We start from the raw sequence: 18,934 nt of genomic DNA, 5'->3' as shown, positions 1-18,934 counted from the left end.
CCTCGTCCAGCTCCTCGGGCACGGCGTAGTCGAAGAACTGGTCGAGATGCAGCACCCCTTTGTTCACGACGACGCGCGCGACGGGCAGCTCCCGCGCCAGCGGCGCCCCTCGCCATGTCCGGGGCTTGGCACGGGGCACCTTGGCGGCCCGCACGGTCTCCCGGATGAACGCGAGCTGCTCCGGCCCACCGCTCCCGGCGGACTCCTCGGGCTGCTCGTCGTCGCTGCTCACAGCCAAATTCTTACCAGACGCCACCGACACCCGAGGACGGTCGGCGGACGGGCCCGCGAGGTCGGGCGCCTTCCCGGGAGGTGGTCGCCGATACGGCGGCGGGCCCCCGGCACCGATGGTGTCGGGGGCCCGCCGTCGCTGACGTACGCGGTACGCCTTACAGACCGGCCGCCTCGCGCAGCGCGTCCACGCGGTCCGTGCGCTCCCAGGTGAAGTCCGGCTCGTCGCGGCCGAAGTGGCCGTACGCCGCCGTCTGGGCGTAGATCGGGCGGAGCAGGTCCAGGTCGCGGATGATCGCGGCCGGGCGGAGGTCGAAGACCGTGGCGATGGCCTGTTCGATCTTCTCGACGTCGACCGAGGCCGTGCCGAAGGTCTCGACGAACAGGCCCACCGGCTCGGCCTTGCCGATCGCGTACGCGACCTGGACCTCGCAGCGCGAGGCGAGGCCCGCGGCCACCACGTTCTTGGCGACCCAGCGCATGGCGTAGGCGGCCGAGCGGTCCACCTTGGACGGGTCCTTGCCGGAGAAGGCGCCGCCGCCGTGGCGGGCCATGCCGCCGTAGGTGTCGATGATGATCTTACGGCCGGTGAGACCGGCGTCACCCATGGGGCCGCCGATCTCGAAGCGGCCCGTCGGGTTGACCAGCAGGCGGTAGCCCTCGGTCTCCAGCTTGATGCCGTCCTCGAGGAGCTGCTTGATCACATGCTCGACGACGAACTCGCGGATGTCGGGTGCCAGGAGCGAGTCCAGGTCGATGTCCGAGGCGTGCTGCGAGGAGACGACGACGGTGTCGAGGCGGACGGCCTTGTCGCCGTCGTACTCGATGGTGACCTGGGTCTTGCCGTCGGGGCGCAGGTACGGGATGGTCCCGTTCTTGCGGACCTCGGAGAGCCGGCGCGAGAGCCGGTGGGCGAGGTGGATCGGGAGCGGCATCAGCTCGGGCGTCTCGTCGCAGGCGTAGCCGAACATCAGGCCCTGGTCGCCGGCGCCCTGCTTGTCGAGCTCGTCGCCCTCTCCCTCGACCCGCTTCTCGTACGCGGTGTCGACGCCCTGGGCGATGTCGGGCGACTGGGCGCCGATGGACACCGAGACGCCGCAGGACGCGCCGTCGAAGCCCTTCTTGGACGAGTCGTAGCCGATCTCCAGGACCTTGTCCCGGACCAGCTTCGCGATGGGCGCGTAGGCCTTGGTGGTGACCTCACCGGCCACATGGACCAGGCCTGTCGTGATCAGGGTCTCGACGGCCACCCGCGAGGTGGGGTCCTCCCTCAGGAGCGCGTCGAGAATGGTGTCGCTGATCTGGTCAGCGATCTTGTCAGGGTGACCTTCGGTCACAGACTCCGAAGTGAACAGACGGCGCGACACATCGCTCCCTGGGGTTGCAGCGGCTGCTGGCTAGATCCTTGTCGGAACGGGCGGGGAGCTGCGCCCCGCGACGTTCCGGGGCCAGTTTATCCGGCAGACGGCGCGAAAGGTCCAGGCGTCTCGGCCAGTGGGAGTGGAGTTAGGGGTTGCCGCTCCGTCCTGCGATACGACGATCACCGCCTATCCCGACCCCAAACATTGGGTTTGGGCCGATTTCACACACCCGGAAGGAGGAACGAAGAATTAACTTCCCGTTCGTCTACGCGGGCCCGAGTGCCGGTACGACCAGGTCCCAGACGGTGTCGGCGAGGGCCTCCTTGGGACCGTGAGGAACCGGCGTCTCCCCGCCGTCCGAGGAGAGGATCACCGCTTCGCTCTCCTCGGCGCCGAAGGTCTTGCGCTCCCCCACCTCGTTGACGACCAGCAGGTCGCAGCCCTTGCGGCGGAGCTTCGCCCGGCCGTTGGCGAGCACGTCGTCCGTCTCGGCGGCGAAGCCGACGATCACCTGTCCGGGCCTGGCGCGCTCCGCGCCGATCTCCGCGAGGATGTCCGGGTTGCGCACGAGCACGATCGGCGCCGGCTCCTCGCCGTCCTTCTTCTTGATCTTTCCCTCGGCGTAGGAGGCGGGGCGGAAATCGGCCACAGCCGCGGCCATCACCACGACGTCGGCGTCCGCGGCCGATTTCAGTACCGCCTCACGGAGTTGTACGGCGGTCCCCACGCGCACCACGTCCACGCCCGCCGGGTCCGGCAGCCCGGTGTTGGCCTCGATGAGGGTGACCCGGGCGCCGCGGGCCGCCGCCGTACGGGCCAGGGCGTACCCCTGCTTCCCGGAGGAGCGGTTGCCGAGGAAGCGCACGGGGTCGAGCGGCTCGCGCGTCCCGCCGGCGGAGACGACGACATGCCGCCCCGCCAGGTCGGGCGTACTCACGCCGCGCGCCAGCAGCCTGCGGCAGACGTCGAAGATCGCGTGGGGGTCGGGCAGCCGCCCCTTGCCGGTGTCGACGCCGGTGAGGCGGCCGACCGCGGGCTCGATCACGACCGCTCCGCGCTCGCGCAGGGTCGCGACGTTCGCCCGGGTCGCGGGGTGCTCCCACATCTCGGTGTGCATGGCGGGGGCGAAGACCACGGGGCAGCGCGCGGTGAGGAGCGTGTTGGTCAGCAGGTCGTCGGCCAGGCCCTGGGCGGCCTTGGCCAGCAGGTCGGCAGTGGCGGGGGCGACGACGACGAGGTCCGCGGACTGCCCGATGCGCACGTGGGGCACCTCGTGGACGTCGGACCAGACCTCGGTGGAGACGGGGTGGCCGGAGAGGGCGGCCCAGGTCGGGGCGCCGACGAAGTGCAGGGCGGACGCGGTCGGCACGACCCGTACGTCATGGCCCGACTCGGTGAGGCGGCGCAGCAGCTCGCACGCCTTGTACGCGGCGATCCCGCCGCTCACTCCCAGGACGACCCTGGGCCTGTCGCCCGGCCGTACCGGCTGCTTCGACCGCTCCGCCTGGTCCACCGTGTCTCCCCGCGTTCGGATGGATTCGTCTCCCCCATGACACACCACGGGCCCGGCAGTCGCGCTGCCGGGCCCGTGGTGAGAGAACTTGTCGCCGTTACTGCGCCGGGCCGTCGATGGCCTCGGACGTCAGCAGACCCGCGTTGATCTCGCGCAGGGCGATCGAGAGCGGCTTCTCGTGGACGTGGGTGTCCACCAGCGGACCGACGTACTCGAGCAGGCCCTCGCCGAGCTGCGAGTAGTACGCGTTGATCTGACGCGCCCGCTTGGCCGCGTAGATCACGAGGCTGTACTTCGAGTCCGTGGCCTCGAGCAGCTCGTCGATCGGCGGGTTGATGATGCCCTCGGGCGTGGAAATGGAAGAGGACACTCTCTTGCCTTCCGAAGAAAAATCAGGGAAATACAGGAAATACCTGGTGCTGCCGACGGCTGCGTGAAAGCAGACAGGGGTCAGACAACTGCCATCAAGGCTAGCAGCTCGCGCGCCACGTCCTCGACGGAGGTGTTCACCAGGCTGATGTCGAACTCGGACTCGGCGGCCAGCTCCACCTTCGCGGCCACCAGCCGGCGCTCGATCACCTCGGGCGACTCGGTGCCCCGGCCGGTCAGCCGGCGGACCAGCTCGTCCCAGCTCGGCGGCGCCAGGAAGACCAGTTGCGAGTCCGGCATCGAGTCCTTGACCTGCCGCGCGCCCTGGAGGTCGATCTCCAGGAGCACGGGCTCGCCCGCCTCCAGTCGTGTCTGCACCGCGCGACGCGGTGTGCCGTAGCGGTTGCCCGCGAATTCGGCCCACTCCAGCAGCTCGCCGTTGGCGACCAGCTTGTCGAACTCCTCGTCGGTGACGAAGAAGTACTGGACGCCGTGGCGTTCGCCGGGACGCGGCTTTCTGGTGGTGGCCGACACCGAGAGCCAGACCTCGGGGTGGACCTTGCGCATATGCGCGACGACCGTGCTCTTGCCGACGCCCGAGGGGCCGGAGAGCACGGTCAGCCGCGGATGAACCTCTGGTGCCATGCAGCGATTATCCAGGTTCCCGGGAGTGCCCGGGAACGTCAGGCGGGACTGCCGCCGAACTCGCGTTCAAGCGACGCGATCTGGTTGGAGCCGAGACCCCGGACACGGCGGCTCTCGGAGATGCCGAGTCGCTCCATGATCTGCTTGGCGCGGACCTTGCCCACGCCGGGCAGGGATTCGAGGAGGGCGGAGACCTTCATCTTGCCGATGACGTCGTTCTCCTGACCCTGCTTGATGACCTCGTGGAGGGAGGCGCCGGAATGCTTGAGTCGATTCTTGACCTCGGCCCGCTCCCGGCGAGCCGCGGCGGCCTTTTCGAGCGCGGCTGCGCGCTGTTCAGGGGTAAGGGGCGGAAGAGCCACGCCTACGTCACCTCGGATGTCGAACTGTCGGATACGGACCGGTGCGGAACTGGTTCGTCCCACACCAGGCGAGCAACGAGCGAAGCTTCCGCGCGTTGACTCTCGACGGAGACTAGCGGTGTAGACCGCTCTCGTCAGCGAGAACAGCCGAAAAGTCCTGGTCAGCATCGCTCGACCAGGACATTCCCGGCAAAACAACCCGCTTTTCTGTCAGGATCGGCGTTCGAACAGCCTCAGCGCGCTCGCCGAGCGCCCTCGACCGCCGTCCTGACGTCGTCGCTGAAATGCTCCGCCGCCGCACGCAGGGCGTAAACATCCGGACCGTGGCGGAGTACTCCCCGGCTCACACTCGGCACCACGTCACCGACGGCCGCGCCGAACAGACCGGGAAGGTCCGCCGGGGTCGCGCCCTGTGCCCCGATGCCGGGGGCGAGGAGCGGGCCGTTGATCGCGAGATCCACCCCGGCCTCCGCGAGGGTGGCCCCGACGACGGCGCCGACCGAACCGAGCGGCGTCACCCCGGCGTTCTCCCCGGCGGCGTGGTCGAGCATCGTCTGCGCGACCGAGGGGCCGCCCGCGGTTCTCGCCCGCTGGACCTCGGCGCCCTCCGGGTTGGAGGTGAGCGCGAGCACGAAGAGGCCGGAGCCGCTGACACGGGCCGCGTCCAGCGCCGGGCGCAGCGAACCGAAGCCGAGGTACGGCGAGACCGTGAGGGCGTCGGAGAAGAGCGGGCTGTCCTTGTCGAGGTACGTGGCCGCGTACGCGGCCATGGTGGAGCCGATGTCGCCGCGCTTGGCGTCCATCAGGACGAGCGCGCCGGCGGCCCGCGCCTCGGCGACCGCCTTCTCCAGTACGGCGACACCGCGCGAGCCGAACCGCTCGAAGAACGCCGACTGCGGCTTCAGTACGGCGACGCGGTCGGCCAGCGCCTCGACGACGGTACGGGTGAAGGCCGTCAGGCCCGCGACGTCGTCGCTCAGACCCCAGTCGTGCAGGAGAGAGGCGTGCGGGTCGATGCCCACGCAGAGCGGGCCCCGGGCGTCCATGGCGCGGCGCAGGCGTGCCCCGAAGGGTGCCGGCTCCGTGTCCGCGGACGCGGCGGTGAGGGTGGCGTCGTTCACGCGCGCACCTTCCTCGTGTCGGCGCCGACCGCCTCGGCGAGGGTGGCGTACTGACTGGTGGCCAGCCGGGCGGCGAGCCCCTTGTGGATGCCCCGGCTCCAGAACGGGCCCTGGTAGATGAAGGCGCTGTAGCCCTGGACGAGCGTCGCGCCGGCCAGGATCCGCTGCCAGGCGTCCTCGGCGTTCTCGATGCCGCCGACGCCGACCAGGGTGATCCGGTCGCCCACGCGCGCGTACAGCCGCCTCAGCACCTCCAGCGAGCGCGCCTTCAGCGGAGCCCCGGACAGTCCGCCGGTCTCGGCGAGCAGCGACGGGGCCGTCTTCAGACCGAGGCCGTGCCGCGCGACGGTGGTGTTGGTGGCGATGATGCCGTCCAGGCCCAGCTCCACGGCCAGGTCGGCGACGGCGTCGATGTCGTCGTCGGCGAGGTCGGGGGCGATCTTGACCAGGAGCGGGACCCGCCGCTCGGGCACGACGCGGTCGGCGGCCTCGCGTACCGCCGTCAGGAGCGGACGGAGCTGGTCGACGGCCTGGAGGTCGCGCAGGCCGGGGGTGTTCGGGGACGAGACGTTGACGACGAGGTAGTCGGCGTATGCGGCCAGGCGCTCGGTCGACGTCACGTAGTCGCCGATGGCCCCGTCGTCCGGTACGGCCTTGGTCCTGCCGATGTTGACGCCGACCGTCGTACGGAAGATCTCGCGGCGGGTGGCCAGCCGCAGGGCGACGGTCGCCGATCCGTCGTTGTTGAAGCCCATGCGGTTGATCAGCGCCCGGTCGGCGGGCAGCCGGAACAGCCTCTGCGGGGCGTTGCCCTGCTGCGGCCGCCCGGTGACCGTGCCGATCTCGACGTGGTCGAAGCCGAGCATCGCCATGCCGTCGACGGCGACGGCGTTCTTGTCGAAGCCCGCGGCGAGACCGAAGGGGCCGTGCATCCGCAGCCCGAAGGCCTCGGTGCGCAGCGCCTCGTAACGAGGGGCGAGCGCCGCGGCGACGAAGGTGCGCAGCACCGGGACGCGGACGACGAGCCGGATCCAGCGGAAGGCCAGGTGGTGGGCCTGCTCGGGGTCCATGCGTCGGAAGAGGAGCCGGAAGAGGAGTCGGTACATGGAAGCAGGCTCTCCTACTCTTCGCGCGCGGCGATGAGATGCTCGGCGTGTTCCTGGAGCGAACGCACGCCGACGCCGCCGTGGTTGAGGGCGTCGATGCCCTGCACGGCCGCCGCGAGCGCCTGCACCGTCGTCAGGCACGGGACGCCGCGCGCCACCGCCGCGGTGCGGATCTCGTAGCCGTCGAGCCGGCCGCCGGTGCCGTACGGGGTGTTGACGATGAGGTCGACCTCGCCGTCGTGGATGAGCTGGACGATGGTCCGCTCGCCGTTCGGGCCGGTGCCCTCGAACTGCTTGCGCACGATCGTGGCGTTGATGCCGTTGCGGCGCAGGACCTCGGCGGTCCCGGAGGTGGCGAGCAGTTCGAAGCCGTGCGCGACCAGTTCACGCGCCGGGAAGATCATCGAGCGCTTGTCGCGGTTGGCGACGGAGATGAACGCGCGGCCCTTGGTGGGAAGCGGGCCGTACGCCCCCGCCTGCGACTTGGCGTACGCCGTGCCGAAGACGGAGTCGATGCCCATGACCTCGCCGGTGGAGCGCATCTCCGGGCCGAGGACGGTATCGACGCCGCGTCCGTGGATGTCGCGGAAGCGCGACCACGGCATGACGGCCTCCTTGACGGAGATCGGCGCGTCCATGGGCAGGGTGCCGCCGTCGCCGCCCGCCGGCAGCAGGCCCTCCTCACGGAGGCCGGCGATCGTCGCGCCCAGGGAGATCCGGGCGGCGGCCTTGGCCAGGGGCACGGCGGTGGCCTTGGAGGTGAAGGGCACGGTGCGCGACGCGCGCGGGTTGGCCTCCAGGACGTAGAGGATGTCCCCGGCCAGCGCGAACTGGATGTTGATCAGACCGCGGACGCCGACCCCGCGCGCGATGGCCTCGGTGGAGGCGCGCAGCCGCTTGATGTCGAAGCCGCCGAGGGTGATCGGGGGCAGGGCGCACGCCGAGTCGCCGGAGTGGATGCCGGCTTCCTCGATGTGCTCCATGACACCGCCGAGGTAGAGCTCCGTGCCGTCGTAGAGGGCGTCCACGTCGATCTCGATGGCGTCGTCGAGGAAGCGGTCGACCAGGACGGGCCGGGTGGGGCTGATCTCGGTGGACTCGGCGATGTACGAGGAGAGGCGGACCTCGTCGTACACGATCTCCATGCCGCGTCCGCCGAGGACATACGAGGGCCGCACCAGCACGGGGTAGCCGATCTCGTCGGCGATGGCCTTGGCCTCTTCGAAGGTGGTGGCCGTGCCGTGCTTGGGCGCGGGCAGGCCCGCCTCGGCGAGGACGCGGCCGAAGGCGCCGCGGTCCTCGGCGGCGTGGATCGCCTCCGGGGACGTGCCGACGACCGGTACGCCGTTGTCCTTCAGGGCCTGCGCGAGGCCGAGGGGGGTCTGGCCGCCGAGCTGGACGACGACGCCCGCGACGGGCCCGGCCAGGGTCTCCGCGTGGACGATCTCCAGGACGTCCTCCAGGGTGAGCGGCTCGAAGTAGAGCCGGTCGGAGGTGTCGTAGTCGGTGGAGACGGTCTCCGGGTTGCAGTTGACCATGACAGTCTCGTACCCGGCGTCGCTGAGCGCGAAGGAGGCGTGCACACAGGAGTAGTCGAACTCGATGCCCTGGCCGATGCGGTTGGGGCCGGAGCCGAGGATGATCACGGCGGGCTTCTCGCGCGGCGCGACCTCGCTCTCCTCGTCGTAGGAGGAGTAGAAGTACGGCGTCCTGGCGGCGAATTCGGCGGCGCAGGTGTCGACCGTCTTGTAGACGGGGCGGACGCCGAGCGCGTGCCGTACCTCGCGTACGACGTCCTCGCGCAGCCCGCGGATCCCGGCGATCTGGGCGTCGGAGAAGCCGTGTCGCTTGGCCTCGGCGAGGAGTTCGGGGTCGAGGCGGTCGGCGGCGGCCAGCTCGTCCGCGTACTCCTTGATCAGGAAGAGCTGGTCGACGAACCAGGGGTCGATCTTCGTCGATTCGAAGATCTCCTCCTGGGTGGCTCCGGCGCGGATCGCCCGCATGACGGTGTTGATCCGGCCGTCGGTGGGGACCTTCGCCAGCTCCAGGAGCTCGGCCTTGGTACCGAGGTCGCCGGGCCGCCCGGTGAAGTCGAACTGGCTGCCCTTCTTCTCCAGCGAGCGCAGCGCCTTCTGGAGCGACTCGGTGAAGTTGCGGCCGATGGCCATGGCCTCGCCCACCGACTTCATGGTCGTGGTGAGGGTGGCGTCGGCGGCGGGGAACTTCTCGAAGGCGAAGCGCGGGACCTTCACCACGACGTAGTCGAGGGTCGGTTCGAAGGACGCCGGGGTCTTCTCGGTGATGTCGTTGGGGATCTCGTCCAGCGTGTACCCGACGGCGAGGCGCGCGGCGATCTTGGCGATCGGGAAGCCGGTGGCCTTGGAGGCGAGCGCGGAGGAGCGCGAGACCCGGGGGTTCATCTCGATGACGATGATCCGGCCGTCGACCGGGTCGACGGCGAACTGGATGTTGCAGCCGCCGGTGTCGACGCCGACCTCGCGGATGATCGCGATGCCGATGTCGCGCAGCCGCTGGTACTCGCGGTCGGTGAGGGTCATCGCGGGCGCGACGGTGATGGAGTCGCCGGTGTGGACGCCCATCGGGTCGAAGTTCTCGATGGAGCAGACGACCACGACGTTGTCGTTCCTGTCGCGCATCAGCTCCAGTTCGTACTCCTTCCAGCCGAGGATGGACTCCTCCAGGAGCACCTCGGTGGTCGGCGAGAGCATCAGGCCCTGTCCGGCGATCCGGCGCAGCTCGTCCTCGTCGTGGGCGAAGCCGGAGCCGGCGCCGCCCATGGTGAAGGAGGGGCGTACGACGACGGGGTAGCCGCCGAGCTCCTCGACGCCCGCCAGGATGTCGTCCATCGAGTGGCAGATGACGGAGCGGGCGGACTCGCCGTGGCCGATCTTGGCGTTGACGGCTTCGACGACGCCCTTGAAGAGGTCGCGGTCCTCGCCCTTGTTGATGGCCTCGACGTTGGCACCGATCAGCTCGACGCCGTACCTCTCCAGGACGCCGCCCGCGTGCATGGAGATCGCGGTGTTCAGCGCGGTCTGGCCGCCGAGGGTGGGCAGCAGCGCGTCGGGGCGCTCCTTGGCGATGATCTTCTCGACGAACTCGGGGGTGATCGGCTCGACGTACGTGGCGTCGGCGATCTCCGGGTCGGTCATGATCGTCGCGGGGTTGGAGTTGACGAGGATGACGCGCAGGCCCTCGGCCTTGAGTACGCGGCAGGCCTGGGTTCCCGAGTAGTCGAACTCGGCCGCCTGGCCGATGACGATCGGGCCCGAGCCGATGACCAGGACGGACCGGATATCGGAGCGCTTAGGCACGCTGGCCCTCCATCAGGGATGTGAAGCGGTCGAAGAGGTACGCGGCGTCGTGCGGGCCGGCGGCCGCCTCGGGGTGGTACTGGACGCTGAAGGCCGGCCGGTCGAGCAGCCTGAGCCCCTCGACCACGTCGTCGTTGAGACAGACGTGGGAGACCTCGGCGCGGCCGTAGGGGGTGTCGGAGATCCGGTCGAGCGGGGCGTCGACGGCGAACCCGTGGTTGTGCGCGGTGACTTCGACCTTGCCGGTGGAACGATCCTGCACCGGCTGGTTGATACCGCGGTGGCCGTACTTGAGCTTGTAGGTGCCGAAGCCCAGTGCGCGGCCGAGGAGTTGGTTGCCGAAGCAGATGCCGAAGAGCGGGGTGCCGCGCTCCAGCACCGCCTTGACGACGGTGAGGTCGGCGGTGGCGGGGTCGCCGGGGCCGTTGGAGAGGAACACGCCGTCGGGCGCGACCGCGTACACGTCCTCGGCGGTCGCGGTGGCGGGCAGGACGTGCACCTCGATGCCGCGCTCGGCCATCCGCCGGGGGGTCATGCCCTTGATGCCGAGGTCGAGGGCGGCGACGGTGAACCGCTTGGTGCCGACGGCCGGGACGACGTACGGCTCGGTGGTGGCGACCTCCGCGGAGAGGTTCGCGCCCTTCATCGGGGGCGCCTCGTTCACGCGTGCGGTGAGCGCCGTGTCGTCGTCGAGGGCGCCGCCGGCGAGCGCGTCGCCGGAGAAGATGCCGACGCGCATCGCGCCGCGCTCGCGCAGATGGCGCGTGAGGGCGCGGGTGTCGACGCCGCTGATGCCGACGATGCCCTGACGCACCAGTTCCTCGTCCAGGGTGCGCCGGGAGCGCCAGTTGGACGGGAGGCGGGCGGGGTCGCGTACGACGTAGCCGGCGACCCAGATGCGGCCGGACTCGTCGTCCTCGTCGTTGACGCCGGTGTTGCCGATGTGCGGGGCGGTCATGACGACGACCTGGCGGTGGTACGAGGGGTCGGTGAGGGTCTCCTGGTAGCCGGTCATGCCGGTGGAGAACACCGCCTCGCCGAAGGTCTCCCCCACGGCCCCGTAGGCACGGCCGCGGAAGCTCCGGCCGTCCTCCAGGACGAGTACGGCGGGAGCTTTGGCGGCTCCCCGGGTGGAGAGGGTCATCGTGCGGTGCCTTCCGTCGTGACTGGTGCGTCGTCAATCGCGGTGGCCGACGTGTTCGTGGCCGGTGCGTCGCCGGTGGGGGTGGCCGAGGTGCCCGCGGCCGGTGCGTTCTTCGTCGTGGTCGACTGGTTCATGAGGTTGATCGCCTCGACCCAGGCGGCGTGCTCCGCCGCGCGGTCGGAGCGGAAGCCGGAGTCGAGCAGCCGGTCGCCGTGCTGCCAGGTGAGGACCAGCAGTCCGCCCTCGGCGAGGACCTTGCCGGCGATGCCCTTGTCGAGCCGGGCGGCGCGCAGCCGGTCCGCCGGGACGAAGAAGTCGGTGGCCCCCGGCCGTACGACGGCCACGCCCGCGTCGGTCAGCGTGAGCTCCGCCCGGCTGCGGACGCCGAGGCCGTGGGCGACGATCCGGTCCAGCCACTGACCGGCGGTCGTGGAGCCGTGGTAGCGGCCGCTGAGTCGCAGTGTCACGTCCCCCGCCGTCTCCTCGGGCACCTGGGGCAGCTCCGGCAGGTCGGACTGGAGGCTGCCGCGCCACTTCCAGCCCTGGCGCATCAGCCAGTAGACGAACGCGATGAACAGGAGCAGACCCACCACCCAGCCGATGCGGGCGGCCCAGTCGGTCACCTCCGCCGACTTCTGTTCGGCGGCCAGATTGATCAGTACAGCGCTCACGCCAGATTCCCGTCGACGACCGTGGCACGGCCCCGCAGGAAGGTGTGGGTGACGCGTCCCGGCAGCTCACGGCCCTGGTAGGGGGTGTTACGGCTGCGGGAGGCGAAGCCCGCGGGGTCCACCACTCCACGGTAAGCGGGATCGACGAGCGTGAGGTTGGCGGGCTCACCTGCCGAGACGGGACGGCCGTGACCGGCGAGGCGGCCGATCTGCGCGGGGCGCACCGACATCCGGTCGGCGACGCCCGCCCAGTCGATGAGGCCGGTGTCGACCATCGTCTGCTGGACGACGGACAGCGCGGTCTCCAGGCCGACCATGCCCATGGCCGCCGCCGCCCACTCGCAGTCCTTGTCCTCGTGCGGGTGCGGGGCGTGGTCGGTGGCGACGCAGTCGATCGTGCCGTCCGCGAGGGCCTCGCGCAGCGCCAGGACGTCGGCCTCGGTGCGCAGCGGCGGGTTCACCTTGTACACGGGGTTGTACGTCCGTACGAGCTCGTCCGTCAGCAGCAGGTGGTGCGGCGTGACCTCGGCGGTGACGTTCCAGCCCTTGGACTTGGCCCAGCGGACGATCTCGACCGAACCGGCCGTGGAGAGATGGCAGATGTGGACGCGGGAGCCGACGTGGGCGGCCAGCAGTACGTCGCGGGCGATGATCGACTCCTCGGCGACGGCGGGCCAGCCGCCGAGTCCGAGTTCGGAGGAGACGATGCCCTCGTTCATCTGGGCGCCCTCGGTGAGCCGGGGCTCCTGGGCGTGCTGGGCGACGACGCCGTCGAACGCCTTCACGTACTCCAGGGCCCGGCGCATGATCACCGCGTCGTCCACGCACTTGCCGTCGTCGGAGAAGACGCGCACGCCGGCGGCCGAGTCGTGCATGGCGCCGAGTTCGGCGAGCTGCTTGCCCTCCAGGCCGACGGTGACGGCGCCGACGGGCTGTACGTCGCAGTATCCGGACTCGCGGCCGAGCCGCCAGACCTGCTCGACCACGCCGGCGGTGTCCGCGACGGGGAAGGTGTTGGCCATGGCGTGCACGGCGGTGAAGCCGCCGACCGCCGCCGCCCTGGTGCCGGTGAGGACGGTCTCGGAGTCCTCACGGCCGGGCTCGCGCAGATGGGTGTGCAGGTCGACCAGGCCGGGCAGCAGGATCTGCCCCTCGGCCTCCACGACGGTGGCGCCCGGGGCGTCGATGCCGGTGTCCACGCGCTCGACGACCGTGCCGTCGATGAGGACGTCCCGCGCCTCGCCGCCGAGGATCCTGGCACCGCGGATAAGGGTCTTGCTCATGGTTACTTGCTCTCCTCGGTGGCGGACGCCGGGCGGGAATGGGTGACGGCGGGTTCGTTGCCGCCCAGAAGCAGGTACAGCACGGCCATACGGGTCGACACACCGTTGGCGACCTGCTCGACGGCCGTGCAGCGGTCGGAGTCGGCGACCTCGGCGGTGATCTCCATGCCCCGGTTCATCGGGCCGGGGTGCATGACGATCGAGTTGTCGGGCATCCGGGCCATCCGCTCGCCGTCGAGCCCGTAACGCCGTGAGTACTCGCGCTCGGTCGGGAAGAACGCGGCGTTCATCCGCTCGCGCTGGACCCGCAGCATCATCACGGCGTCGGACTTCGGCAGCACCCGGTCCAGGTCGTACGACACCTCGCAGGGCCACTTCTCGACGCCGATCGGCACCAGGGTCGGCGGGGCGACGAGCGTGACCTCGGCGCCGAGGGTGTGCAGCAGCAGGACGTTGGAGCGGGCGACCCGGCTGTGCAGGATGTCGCCGACGACCGTGATGCGGCGGCCTTCGAGGTCCCGGCCGATGCCCGCGTCGGCGCCGACCAGCCTGCGGCGCATGGTGAAGGCGTCCAGCAGGGCCTGGGTGGGATGTTCGTGCGTGCCGTCACCCGCGTTGATGACTGCGCCGTCGATCCAGCCGGAGTTGGCGAGCCGGTACGGGGCGCCGGAGGAGCCGTGCCGGATGACGACGGCGTCGGCGCCCATCGCCTCCAGGGTCAGCGCGGTGTCCTTGAGCGACTCTCCTTTGGAGACCGACGAGCCCTTGGCCGAGAAGTTGATGACGTCGGCGGACAGGCGCTTGGCGGCGGCCTCGAAGGAGATCCGGGTGCGGGTCGAGTCCTCGAAGAAGAGGTTGACGACGGTACGGCCGCGCAGCGTCGGCAGCTTCTTGATGGGCCGGTCGGCGACCCTGGCCATCTCCTCGGCGGTGTCGAGGATCAGTACGGCGTCGTCGCGGGTGAGATCGGCGGCGGAGATGAGATGGCCGGGGGTTCGGGGGCTTGCCCCTGGGAGGCGCAGCATCGGGTGGGCTCCGTTGTGTGGAGGTGGTTCCTGGTTCCCGGGTCTCCCCGGGCGGGCACGGCGGCGCCGGGGCGCGCCGGGGCGCGGGCCGTGTACGGGTCTGCGGTGTACGGGAGGGGCCCGCTAGTGCTCGCCGGCCGGGTCGGGCTTGCGCAGGCCCAGCAGCACGGTGTCGCGGCCGTCCTCCTCGGCGAGCTGGACCTTGACCGTCTCGCGCAGCGAGGTGGGGAGGTTCTTGCCCACGTAGTCGGCGCGGATGGGCAGTTCGCGGTGGCCCCGGTCGACGAGGACGGCGAGCTGGACCGCGCGCGGCCGGCCGATGTCGCCCAGCGCGTCGAGGGCGGCGCGGATCGTGCGGCCGGAGAAGAGCACGTCGTCCACGAGGACGACGAGGCGTCCGTCGACGCCGTCGGCCGGGATGTCGGTGCGGGCCAGCGCGCGGGCGGGTCGCATGCGCAGGTCGTCGCGGTACATCGTGATGTCGAGGGAGCCGACCGGGATCTTGCCGCCGGTGATCTCTTCGAGCTTGTCGGCCAGCCGCCGGGCCAGGAAGACGCCACGGGTGGGGATGCCGAGCAGCACCACGTCGTCGGCGCCCTTGGCGCGTTCGACGATCTCGTGGGCGATACGGGTCAGCGCCCGTGCGATGTCGGGTGCCTCCAGCACAGGGCGGGCGGCGTCGGAGCTGTGCGTGTCCATAAGAAACGGACCTCCTTCTCCGCCTCACGGGACGGACGTTAAAGGACGTCGGATTTGCGCCGTCGACATTACCAGGTCCGGCGCGCTTTTCCGGCCCTGCGGAGGGGCGGGTACGGACCATTCGGCTTGACGCATCCAAGTCACGCTGCGTAACCTCACAGTGAGTTACCAGCCACGCGGCGGAGCCGCAGATTGTCCCAGCGTCCGGGGAGCCTTATGTCCAGCGAATACGCAAAGCAGCTCGGGGCCAAGCTCCGCGCCATCCGCACCCAGCAGGGCCTTTCCCTCCACGGCGTGGAGGAGAAGTCGCAGGGCCGCTGGAAGGCCGTGGTGGTGGGGTCGTACGAGCGCGGCGACCGCGCGGTGACCGTGCAGCGCCTCGCCGAGCTGGCCGATTTCTACGGTGTCCCGGTGCAGGAGCTGCTGCCGGGCACGACGCCCGGCGGAGCCGCCGAGCCGCCGCCGAAGCTCGTTCTCGACCTGGAGCGTCTGGCGCACGTCCCGCAGGAGAAGGCGGGCCCGCTCCAGCGTTACGCGGCGACCATCCAGAGCCAGCGCGGCGACTACAACGGCAAGGTGCTGTCGATCCGCCAGGACGACCTGCGCACGCTGGCGGTCATCTACGACCAGTCGCCGTCGGTCCTCACCGAGCAGCTGATCAGCTGGGGTGTGCTGGACGCGGACGCGCGCCGCGCCGTGGCGCACGACGAAGGCTGACAGCGCGGTACAGAACAGCAGAAACGTCACATCCGACAGGGGCGGACCGCGATCGGCGGGCCGCCCCTCCGGCGTGTCGCGCCCGGCAAGGGCCGTGGACGCCCGGTGTGCGCGCGGTGGGGGCCGTGTGGCCACCTCGGGGCGCCGGCCGACCCCGGGGCCGCCCAGACGGCTCCGGGGGCCCGCAGGACCGGGGGGCTCATGAAGAGGCCGCCCCGGCCGGGAGAGGCGGCGGAGAGACAAGTCACCACGGAGAGCGTCGGATCGAACGCGAGTACGGCGGCGGTGGGCGGTGCGCGCGGCGGGCCGGGTCACACGAATGGCCCAGTGGCCGGCGGCCGGCTTCGATCGGGGGCCGGGCCGCGTGAGCGGCCCGGCCGGCGATCGGCTTCTCCGGGCAGGGAGATCGCCCGGAGGAGGAGCTACTCGGCGTCGGCGCGGAGCAGGCTCGGCTTGAGGTCCTTGAACCGGCCGAGGAGGCCGTTCACGAAGGACGGCGAGTCGTCGGTGGAGAACTCCTTGGCGAGCTGTACCGCCTCGTCGATCACCACGGCGTCGGGCGTACCGTCCACCCACACCAGTTCGTACGTGCCGAGCCGCACGATGTTCCTGTCGACGACCGGCATGCGGTCGAGCGACCAGCCCACCGAGTAGGTGGTGATGAGCTCGTCGATCCGGTCCGCGTACCGCGCGTACCCCTCGACCAGCTCCATCGTGTACTCGCTGACCGGAGGCTGGCGGTCGTCGGTCCGGGCGTGCCGCAGCCAGTCCGCGAGGACCGTCTGCACGGGCGCCCCGCGCTGGTCGGCCTCGAAGAGGATCTGGAAGGCGCGCTTACGGGCCTTGTTGCGGGCAGCCACGGTTAGCTGTTCACCCGGCCGAGGTACTCACCGGAGCGCGTGTCGACCTTGATCTTCTCGCCGGTCGTGATGAAGAGCGGGACACCGATCTCGTAGCCGGTCTCCAGCTTCGCGGGCTTGGAGCCGCCGGTGGAGCGGTCGCCCTGCACGCCGGGGTCGGTGTGCTCGATGACCAGCTCGACGGCGGCGGGCAGCTCGACGTAGAGCGCGTTGCCCTCGTACATCGCCACCGTGGCCTCGAAGCCCTCCAGGAGGAAGTTCGCGGCGTCGCCGACGATCTCCCGGCTGATGTGGATCTGGTCGTAGGTGCCCATGTCCATGAAGACGAAGTACTCGCCGTCCATGTACGAGAACTGCATGTCGCGGCGGTCGACGTTGGCCGTCTCGACCTTCACGCCGGCGTTGAAGGTCTTGTCGACGACCTTGCCGGAGAGCACGTTCTTCAGCTTGGTGCGCACGAAGGCGGGGCCCTTGCCGGGCTTGACATGCTGGAACTCGACGACGGACCAGAGCTGGCCGGAGTCGAGCTTGAGAACCATGCCGTTCTTGAGGTCGTTCGTGGAAGCCACGGTTGCGGAATCTCCTGGACTGAAGCGGGGTGGGACCACGGGTGCGCGCCACCACCGCGACCGGCGAAAAGCTTGCCGGAGCACTAGAGCGCGAGCAGTTCCTTGGTCGTAATGGTGAGTAGCTCGGGTCCGCCGTCCGCCTCGGGGCGGACGACGAGCGTGTCATCGATCCGGACACCGCCCCGGCCCGGGAGGTGGACCCCCGGTTCGACGGTGACCGGCACACAAGCGTCCAGTTTACCCATGGCGGTGGGTGCCAACTGCGGGTCCTCGTCGATTTCGAGCCCTACACCGTGCCCGGTACGGGCCGCGAGCCCGTCCCCGTACCCCGCCGACTCCAGCGGCCGGCGGGCCGCGCGGTCCACGTCGCGGTAGGCGGTACCGGGTGTCAGAGCCTCCCGACCTGCCCGTTGTGCGGCGAACACCAGGTCGTACAGATCGATCTGCCAGTCGGCGGGCGACGATCCGATGACGAAGGTGCGGCCGATCTCGCAGCGGTATCCGTGGTAGTTGGCGCCGAGGCGTACGGAGAGGAAATCGCCCTCCTCGACCCTGCGGTCCGAGGGCCGGTGGCCGGCGCGGCCCGAGTTCGGCCCGGTGGCGACCGACGTCCGGAACGCCGGTCCGTCGGCGCCGTGGTCGACCAGCCGCCGCTCCAGTTCCAGGGCGAGATGGCGTTCGGTGCGGCCGACGAGAATCGATTCGAGCAGTTCGCCCAGCGCCTGGTCGGAGATCTCGGCGGCGATCCGCAGCTGGGAGATCTCCTCCTCGTCCTTGACCGTCCGCTGCTGTTCCACGCTGCGGCCGAGATCGGCGAGGCGCAGCCGGGGTGCCACGGAGCGGACGGCGCGGTGGCGGGTGACGGTCAGATGGTGTTCCTCGACGGCGAGGGTGCGGGCCGTGGCAGGGTCGAGGAGGTCCGCGGCGGCGACGGCCGGATCGCCCGTCGTGGTCGGCAGCACGCTCAGCCGCAGCCGCTCGTCGGGGCGGCCGTCGGCGGGGTCGCCGGTACTGGTGCGGGGGCAGAGCAGTACGTCGCGCTCGTCGGCGACGCCGAGGAGCAGGACGGCGCCCGGTGGGGCGGCGCCGGCGAGATAGCGGACGTTGGCGGGGAGTGAGACCAGGGCGGCATCGGTGCCGGCCGCGGAGCACCGGTCGCGCAGCCGCCCGCGACGGACCGCGAACACCTCTGACATGTATCGAGCCTATGAGCGCGGGCGCGGCTCGGCGCGGTCGGCGCGTCCGACCGGGGCGGCCGGGGCGCGGAGCGGCCCGGGACGCGGGCGCCCCGGCGGGCGCGCGCTACCAGGCCGGCGGGCTCGCGATCGACCGGGCGAGGACGTCGTCCAGGACGCGGGCCGTCGTCTCGACGTCGTACTTCGAGTTGTCGATGATCGGCAGCCCGGAGCCGTACCAGCCGGCCATCCGGCCGTGGATGCCCGCCACTTCCTCGTCCGAGAGCCTGCGGTTGCCGCTGCGCTCGGCGTTGCGCTCCAGCACGATCTCCAGGCCGGGCAGCAGGACGACGGGCAGCAGGCCGGGGCCGACATGGCGTTTCCAGCCGCCGAGTCCGACGACGGGGCGGTCGGGGAAGACCGCGTCGTCGAGGATGCAGGAGATCCCGTTGGCGAGGAAGTTACGGGCGGCGAAGCCGCAGGTGCGGCGGGCGAGGCGGTACTGCGCCTCGGAGTGCTCGTTCCACCCCGACTGCGGGTCGGCGAAGCCCGAGCAGACCCATTCGCGCACGTCGTCGAGGCTGATGTGGGCGGTGGGGACCTGGCGGCGGGCCGCCCAGTGCCGGGCGACGGTCGTCTTGCCCGCACCGGCGGGGCCGATCAGCAGGACGGCCAGCGTGGCGGCGCCCGTACCGCTCTCGGCGGGATGCGGCACGGGGAGGGGGACGGGCCCGCCCGGCGGCAGCTG

Annotated in this window: 18 protein-coding genes and 1 pseudogene; 1 reads left to right on the top strand and 18 read right to left on the bottom strand. The window is 70.9% G+C overall.

The features are described 5' to 3' along the window. The 14 genes and pseudogenes from GXP76_RS23925 to pyrR form a co-directional block, all read right to left on the bottom strand. Positions 1-232, bottom strand: a pseudogene (locus GXP76_RS23925) (primosome assembly protein PriA); the annotation flags it as partial. A 157-nt stretch (positions 233-389) separates the two neighbouring features. Continuing rightward, positions 390-1,598, bottom strand: coding sequence for a methionine adenosyltransferase (gene metK, locus GXP76_RS23920; RefSeq protein ID WP_147877588.1), 1,209 nt, complete (start codon positions 1,596-1,598; stop codon positions 390-392). Positions 1,599-1,857: 259 nt separating this feature from the next. Beyond that, positions 1,858-3,105 (bottom strand): bifunctional phosphopantothenoylcysteine decarboxylase/phosphopantothenate--cysteine ligase CoaBC, encoded by a 1,248-nt coding sequence (gene coaBC / locus GXP76_RS23915; RefSeq protein WP_242573640.1) that lies wholly within the window; start codon positions 3,103-3,105, stop codon positions 1,858-1,860. A 97-nt stretch (positions 3,106-3,202) separates the two neighbouring features. Then, positions 3,203-3,475 carry a DNA-directed RNA polymerase subunit omega gene (gene rpoZ / locus GXP76_RS23910; RefSeq protein ID WP_023542989.1) on the bottom strand — a complete coding sequence of 91 codons (273 nt, stop codon included), beginning with the start codon at positions 3,473-3,475 and terminating at the stop codon, positions 3,203-3,205. 80 nt (positions 3,476-3,555) lie between these two features. Continuing rightward, positions 3,556-4,119, bottom strand: coding sequence for a guanylate kinase (gene gmk / locus GXP76_RS23905; RefSeq protein ID WP_078078336.1), 564 nt, complete (start codon positions 4,117-4,119; stop codon positions 3,556-3,558). Positions 4,120-4,157: 38 nt separating this feature from the next. Next, positions 4,158-4,481, bottom strand: coding sequence for an integration host factor (locus GXP76_RS23900; protein WP_003970367.1), 324 nt, complete (start codon positions 4,479-4,481; stop codon positions 4,158-4,160). A gap of 233 nt (positions 4,482-4,714) precedes the next feature. Further along, a complete protein-coding gene (pyrF, locus tag GXP76_RS23895) occupies positions 4,715-5,602 on the bottom strand; it encodes an orotidine-5'-phosphate decarboxylase (protein ID WP_308354201.1) in 888 nt (295 codons plus the stop codon). Continuing rightward, positions 5,599-6,708, bottom strand: a complete 1,110-nt coding sequence (locus tag GXP76_RS23890; RefSeq protein WP_242573639.1) for a quinone-dependent dihydroorotate dehydrogenase — start codon at positions 6,706-6,708, stop codon at positions 5,599-5,601. Before GXP76_RS23890 ends, pyrF begins: the two co-directional genes overlap by 4 nt. Before the next feature lie 14 nt (positions 6,709-6,722). Next, positions 6,723-10,043 (bottom strand): carbamoyl-phosphate synthase large subunit, encoded by a 3,321-nt coding sequence (carB, locus tag GXP76_RS23885; protein WP_242573638.1) that lies wholly within the window; start codon positions 10,041-10,043, stop codon positions 6,723-6,725. Beyond that, positions 10,036-11,187 carry a glutamine-hydrolyzing carbamoyl-phosphate synthase small subunit gene (gene carA, locus GXP76_RS23880; protein WP_242573637.1) on the bottom strand — a complete coding sequence of 384 codons (1,152 nt, stop codon included), beginning with the start codon at positions 11,185-11,187 and terminating at the stop codon, positions 10,036-10,038. The genes carB and carA overlap by 8 nt, the downstream gene beginning before the upstream one ends. Next, complete coding sequence (locus GXP76_RS23875; protein WP_242573641.1) at positions 11,184-11,843, bottom strand: hypothetical protein; 660 nt, start codon at positions 11,841-11,843, stop codon at positions 11,184-11,186. The genes carA and GXP76_RS23875 overlap by 4 nt, the downstream gene beginning before the upstream one ends. 11 nt (positions 11,844-11,854) lie before the next feature. Beyond that, positions 11,855-13,141, bottom strand: coding sequence for a dihydroorotase (locus GXP76_RS23870; protein ID WP_242573636.1), 1,287 nt, complete (start codon positions 13,139-13,141; stop codon positions 11,855-11,857). A 2-nt stretch (positions 13,142-13,143) separates the two neighbouring features. Then, on the bottom strand, positions 13,144-14,166 hold the full coding sequence (locus tag GXP76_RS23865; protein WP_242573635.1) for an aspartate carbamoyltransferase catalytic subunit: 1,023 nt from the start codon (positions 14,164-14,166) through the stop codon (positions 13,144-13,146). 123 nt (positions 14,167-14,289) lie between these two features. Continuing rightward, positions 14,290-14,865, bottom strand: a complete 576-nt coding sequence (gene pyrR, locus GXP76_RS23860; RefSeq protein ID WP_242573634.1) for a bifunctional pyr operon transcriptional regulator/uracil phosphoribosyltransferase PyrR — start codon at positions 14,863-14,865, stop codon at positions 14,290-14,292. A gap of 216 nt (positions 14,866-15,081) precedes the next feature. Here pyrR and bldD point away from each other — a divergent pair, with 216 nt between their 5' ends. Beyond that, positions 15,082-15,582: a transcriptional regulator BldD gene (gene bldD, locus GXP76_RS23855; RefSeq protein ID WP_023542978.1), complete on the top strand. Its 501-nt coding sequence runs from the start codon at positions 15,082-15,084 to the stop codon at positions 15,580-15,582. 422 nt (positions 15,583-16,004) lie between these two features. Here bldD and nusB read toward each other — a convergent pair whose 3' ends face one another. From nusB to GXP76_RS23835, 4 genes are all read right to left on the bottom strand, one after another. Further along, complete coding sequence (gene nusB, locus GXP76_RS23850; RefSeq protein ID WP_078078328.1) at positions 16,005-16,442, bottom strand: transcription antitermination factor NusB; 438 nt, start codon at positions 16,440-16,442, stop codon at positions 16,005-16,007. A gap of 2 nt (positions 16,443-16,444) precedes the next feature. Beyond that, positions 16,445-17,011, bottom strand: coding sequence for an elongation factor P (gene efp / locus GXP76_RS23845; RefSeq protein WP_147877598.1), 567 nt, complete (start codon positions 17,009-17,011; stop codon positions 16,445-16,447). Between the two features lie 83 nt (positions 17,012-17,094). Beyond that, the gene (locus tag GXP76_RS23840; RefSeq protein WP_242573633.1) at positions 17,095-18,207 is read right to left on the bottom strand and encodes an aminopeptidase P family protein; all 1,113 of its coding nucleotides are present in this window, start codon (positions 18,205-18,207) and stop codon (positions 17,095-17,097) included. 106 nt (positions 18,208-18,313) lie between these two features. Next, on the bottom strand, positions 18,314-18,934 hold a 621-nt coding region (locus GXP76_RS23835), incomplete at its 5' end, for an AAA family ATPase (protein ID WP_242573632.1).

It is taken from the genome of Streptomyces sp. NP-1717 (genome assembly GCF_022695985.1).
In the GTDB taxonomy this organism is placed as follows: Bacteria; Actinomycetota; Actinomycetes; order Streptomycetales; family Streptomycetaceae; genus Streptomyces.
This window is presented reverse-complemented; position numbering and strand designations above follow the sequence as displayed.